This is a genomic window from Synechococcus sp. OH2 (assembly GCF_047462155.1).
Classification (GTDB): Bacteria; Cyanobacteriota; Cyanobacteriia; order Thermostichales; family Thermostichaceae; genus Thermostichus.
This window is the reverse complement of sequence record NZ_JANSIR010000002.1, coordinates 3,442-7,844: the sequence shown is the minus strand read 5'-3', so window position 1 is coordinate 7,844 and position 4,403 is coordinate 3,442. Positions and strand designations below refer to the sequence as shown.

Annotated in this window: 6 protein-coding genes; 2 read left to right on the top strand and 4 right to left on the bottom strand. The window is 62.8% G+C overall.

The window, feature by feature from the left end; all coding sequences use genetic code 11:
• Positions 1 to 132 precede the first annotated feature (132 nt).
• Together rpe and NW835_RS00260 are read right to left on the bottom strand one after the other, a co-directional pair.
• Positions 133 to 843, bottom strand: a complete 711-nt coding sequence (gene rpe, locus NW835_RS00265) for a ribulose-phosphate 3-epimerase (RefSeq protein WP_414332712.1) — start codon at positions 841 to 843, stop codon at positions 133 to 135.
• 102 nt (positions 844 to 945) lie between these two features.
• Positions 946 to 1,167, bottom strand: a complete 222-nt coding sequence (locus tag NW835_RS00260; RefSeq protein WP_414348852.1) for a hypothetical protein — start codon at positions 1,165 to 1,167, stop codon at positions 946 to 948.
• A 153-nt stretch (positions 1,168 to 1,320) separates the two neighbouring features.
• On the opposite strand from NW835_RS00260, the gene NW835_RS00255 reads away from it, so the two are divergent.
• Positions 1,321 to 1,716, top strand: a complete 396-nt coding sequence (locus NW835_RS00255) for a VOC family protein (protein WP_414377369.1) — start codon at positions 1,321 to 1,323, stop codon at positions 1,714 to 1,716.
• A gap of 5 nt (positions 1,717 to 1,721) precedes the next feature.
• Positions 1,722 to 3,305 carry an NAD(P)H-hydrate dehydratase gene (locus NW835_RS00250; RefSeq protein WP_414414211.1) on the top strand — a complete coding sequence of 528 codons (1,584 nt, stop codon included), beginning with the start codon at positions 1,722 to 1,724 and terminating at the stop codon, positions 3,303 to 3,305.
• Here the strand turns inward: NW835_RS00250 and NW835_RS00245 are convergent.
• Both NW835_RS00245 and NW835_RS00240 read right to left on the bottom strand, forming a co-directional pair.
• Positions 3,265 to 4,098: an undecaprenyl-diphosphate phosphatase gene (locus NW835_RS00245; protein WP_414414213.1), complete on the bottom strand. Its 834-nt coding sequence runs from the start codon at positions 4,096 to 4,098 to the stop codon at positions 3,265 to 3,267. The genes NW835_RS00250 and NW835_RS00245 overlap by 41 nt on opposite strands.
• 127 nt (positions 4,099 to 4,225) lie before the next feature.
• Positions 4,226 to 4,396: a DUF2808 domain-containing protein gene (locus tag NW835_RS00240; RefSeq protein WP_414414212.1), complete on the bottom strand. Its 171-nt coding sequence runs from the start codon at positions 4,394 to 4,396 to the stop codon at positions 4,226 to 4,228.
• Between the last annotated feature and the right edge of the window lie 7 nt (positions 4,397 to 4,403).

The window sequence follows — 4,403 nt, the reverse complement described above, 5'->3', positions numbered from 1 at the left end:
CGCTATCCCTCCCCACCCGGGTGGGGAATCCCGCGCCTTACGTTGAGGGGCGCTAGGTCTCCTTCCCTCTCTTTTGTGGCTTGGCCTAAGAGGGGCTCAAGAGCATGGGTTTCCCGAATCGATAAGCTCAAATCAAACCGTTACCAGCTCCGGGCGGCGGCTGTTGCGGATAGCGCGAATAGCCTCCGCATAGTCTTTGGCCTTGAACACTGCCGAGCCGGCCACAATGGCGTTGGCCCCTGCCTCGATGACCTGCCAGGCGTTGCTGGCCTTGAGGCCGCCATCTACTTCAATCCAGGGATCCAGACCGCGCTCGTCGCACAGGGCCCGCAGTTGGCGAATCTTGGGCACCACCGCCGGAATGAAGCTCTGGCCGCCAAAGCCGGGGTTGACGCTCATGATCAAGACCAGATCCACCAGATCCAGCACGTACTGGATGAGCTCCAGGGGGCTAGCGGGGTTGAGCACCACACCTGCCTGTTTGCCCAGATCCTTGATTTGGCTGAGGGTGCGGTGCAGGTGAATGGTAGAGCTGGACTCGGCATGAACGGAGATGATGTCGGCCCCCGCCTTGGCAAAGTCGGCCACATACTTTTCCGGCTCCACAATCATCAGGTGGACGTCCAAAGGCTTGGCCGTAACCGGGCGCAGCGCTTCCACCACCAGCGGGCCGATGGTAATATTAGGCACAAAACGGCCATCCATGACGTCCACGTGGATCCAGTCGGCTCCCGCCTCGTCCACCGCCCGCACTTCTTCCCCCAAGCGGCTAAAATCCGCCGAAAGAATCGAAGGGGCGACAACAATCGGCTTTTGCCCAGAGGCTGCTGACGGCTGAGTCATGGTGAGTATCCGAACTGTGAACCGCAAGAAAGGGGAGCCTGCTCCTCTATGGTACGGGGTTTGATCCCCTTTGCAAACTGCCTCTTGGCTCGGAGGCTAGGGTTACAGGGGACTGGCCTCGACCCAATGCCGGAAAACTTGGGCCAGATGACCCCAGGGATCCGGCGGCTGAGCGTTGCTCTGGGACTCTGGAGCAGCCTGCTCTGAGGGAGCCGGGTTTACCTCTTCTTCCAGCCGCAGGGCAAGCTGCTGCAATTGCATGTAGATGCTGTTGACGGCCAGCATGGCCAAGACGGTGCCGAAAAACTTGGTGCGGGATCCCATAGACCAACCCCTAGGCAAGAAGCAAGATAGAGGATATTCTCGTCGCCGCTGCCCTAGTTCCACCTTAGCGCACAGGCGGAACAGGTCTTTTGGAGGAAATCCTTACTTACACTTTCTCTCGACAGCTTCAGGAACTTGCGCCCAAGCAACGTCATGAGCACCTATCAGCACCTGCACACCGCCCTTTGGGTTAGCGATCTGGCCAGGGCTGAGCATTTCTACGGAACCGTGCTCGGGATCCCCAAGGCAGAACGGTTTCCCTTTAACTTTCCCGGCGCTTGGTACCAGGTGGGGTCTTCGCAGATTCATTTGATCGTCCCTGAGGAGCCGCTTGACCAAGGGCAGCAAGCCAGTCGTGGCAGCAAGGCGAAGTGGGGGCGCCATCCCCACGTGGCGCTGGGAGTGGAAGATCTGGAGGCGGTAAAGGCCCGCCTGCTGCAGGCAGGCTATGAGGTGCAGCCCAGCGCTTCCGGGCGGGCGGCTGTGTTTGTTCGGGATCCCGACGGGAATGTGATCGAGCTGAGCTCCATAAGCCCCCCTCAGCCATGACCGCCATGCCAGAGCCCTCTTTGCCCCAGCAGCGCAGCGTCCTCAACTCCCTTGACCTGGCCACCGCCCTGGTCAGCTCGGCGCAGATGCGGCGCCTCGAGGAGGAGATCTTCGCTGCCGGCATGCCCGTGGCCGCCCTCATGGAGAAGGTGGGGCTGGCCGTTTTTGCCCGGTTGCGGCAGGATTTTCCCCAGGTGCAGCGCGTTGGCATCCTCTGCGGCACGGGGCACAATGGCGGCGACGGCTTGGTGGTTGGGCGAGAGCTGCGGCTAGCCCAAAAGGAGGTGAAGGTTTGGCTGGGGAAGCCGGATCTCAAACCCCTAACCGCCGACCACGCCCGCTACCTCAGGGCTCTAGGGGCGGAGTTTGTGGAGCGGGTGGAGGCGTTGGCCGACTGCGACTTGCTCATCGACGCCCTCTTTGGCATTGGCCTAAACCGGCCCCTGGGGGATCCCTGGGCGGGGGCGGTGGAGTGGGCCAACGGCAGCAGCATTCCCATCCTCAGCCTGGACTTGCCTTCTGGCCTCAACGACCAGACGGGCGAGATCTGGGGCTGCTGCATCCGCGCCAGCCACACCTATGCCCTCGGCCTCTGGAAACGGGGCCTGTGGCAGGAGGCGGCTCTGCCCTGGGTGGGGCGACTGCATCGCCTTGATTTTGGCATCCCCCCTTGGGCCTGCCCGGCAGAGGCGGCTCCCCAGTTGTTGCTGAACCCTTGGCCGCATTTTCCCCCTGACCCGCCTTTGGATACCCACAAATACCGCCAGGGATCCCTGCTATTGGTCGCAGGGTCGGCGGCCTATGCCGGGGCGGCAGTGTTGGCCGGGCTGGGATCCCGCGCCAGTGGCGTGGGCATGGTAACCCTGGCGGTGCCGGCGGAATTGAAGGGGCTCATCCACAGCACTTTGCCGGAAGCCTTGGTTCACCCCTGGGAAGGGATCCCGGCTCTGCCGCCGCTGGGCGAAAAACCTTTCCAGGCGGTGGCGGTGGGGCCCGGCCTAGGAGAAACCCGCCGGCTGCTGCTGGAGAGCTTGCTGCAGGATTGGGCCGGGATCCCTTGGGTTATCGACGCCGATGGCCTCAATGCCCTGGCGGAGATGGGGGTGGAGCGCTTGCAAGAAAACGGGATCCAAGCCATCCTCACCCCCCACCTGGGGGAGTTTCGCCGGCTTTTTCCAGGGATCCCGCTTGCGGATCGCATGGAGGCAGCCCAAAAGGCGGCAGCCCAGAGTGGAGCGGTGGTGGTTTTAAAGGGAGCACGGACAGTCATCGCCTCTCCTACGGGAGAATGCTGGGTCAACCCGGAGAGCACACCGGCTTTGGCCCGCGGTGGCAGCGGCGATGTCCTAACTGGCTTAATCGGCGGCCTGGTGGCGCGCAGAAGGGCCCAACTGGGTCAGTCGATGGGGATCGCGGAGCTGCTCAGTTGTGCCTGTGCCGGAGTGTGGTGGCATGCCCAAGCCGCTATCCAGTTGGCGGGGGAGCGGGGTCTAACAGGGGTGGATCCGGCCCACCTAGGGGAGTACCTGCCCAAGGCGCTAAGTCGGCTCAAGGTTGCAAGAACCCCAGGGCCAGCCCCAGGAAAATGAACAGGCCAAACCCAATCCGGTAGGCGATAAACAACCAGGTGCTGCTGCGCTGCAAAAATCGAATGAGCCAATCGATGGACCCGTAGGAGAAAACAAAGGCCGAGAGCATCCCCAACCCCTGCGACAGCAGCGCCTCTGCCTTAAACTCGGAGATGAACTCCGCCATCCCCGCCAAAAAGAGGGCCGGGATCCCCAGCAAAAAGGAGTAGCGGGCGGCAGCCGAGCGCTGCAAATCCAGCAACAGAGCCGCCGTCAGCGTCACACCGGAGCGGGATACCCCTGGAATCAAAGCCAAAGCCTGGGCCAGCCCCACCCAGAGCCCATCCCCAATGCCCAGGCTGTGCAGATCTCGCCGGCGTTTCCCCACCCGTTCCGCCCAGCCCAAAGCCAGCGCCAAGCCAATGGCGGCAGCAGCAATTACCCCCAACTGGCGGGGTGGGGATCCCCAGATGGCCTTGACGGCCCATCCAGCAACCACAATCGGCAACGTCCCCACCAGGATCCCTATGAGCAGCCGCCAAGACTCCTGCTGGAAATCTCGCTCCTGCCAAGCCTTCCAGGAGCCAAGGAGCACCTGGCGCAGATCAGAGGCAAAGTAGATCAACACCGCCCCCAAGCTGCCCAACTGGATTACCGCCGCAAAGGAAGCGCCTGCATCTGGCCAGCCCAGCAAAGCCGGAACCACCCGCAGGTGCGCCGTGCTGCTGATGGGCAGAAATTCAGTGATCCCCTGCACCATGCCCAAGAGCAGGGCCTGCCACCAGTTGGGATACCAGGTGTCGGCCAGCACCAAAGACAACCTCTCCCTGTATGCCAGGCTACCGTCTGGAGGGGAGATTCCCCTCACCCCCAGCCCCTCTCCCTCAGGGAGAGGGGAGATGGGGATCCCTTGGGGTTGTTGAAGCCAGAGGCAGCGGCCATCAGAAGGTGAGCCGCTCCGGATCGTCGATGGTGATGAGCCAGTTGCCCACCTTGCGGAAGAGCGGGTTGGGCTCTGTCCCCCGTACCCGCGCCTCTACCCGGTAGATGCCGGCAGCGGAAGGGTTGCGCACATTGGAGAGCACCAAGCGGATCTCCTGACCGGCGGCAATGGGTTGA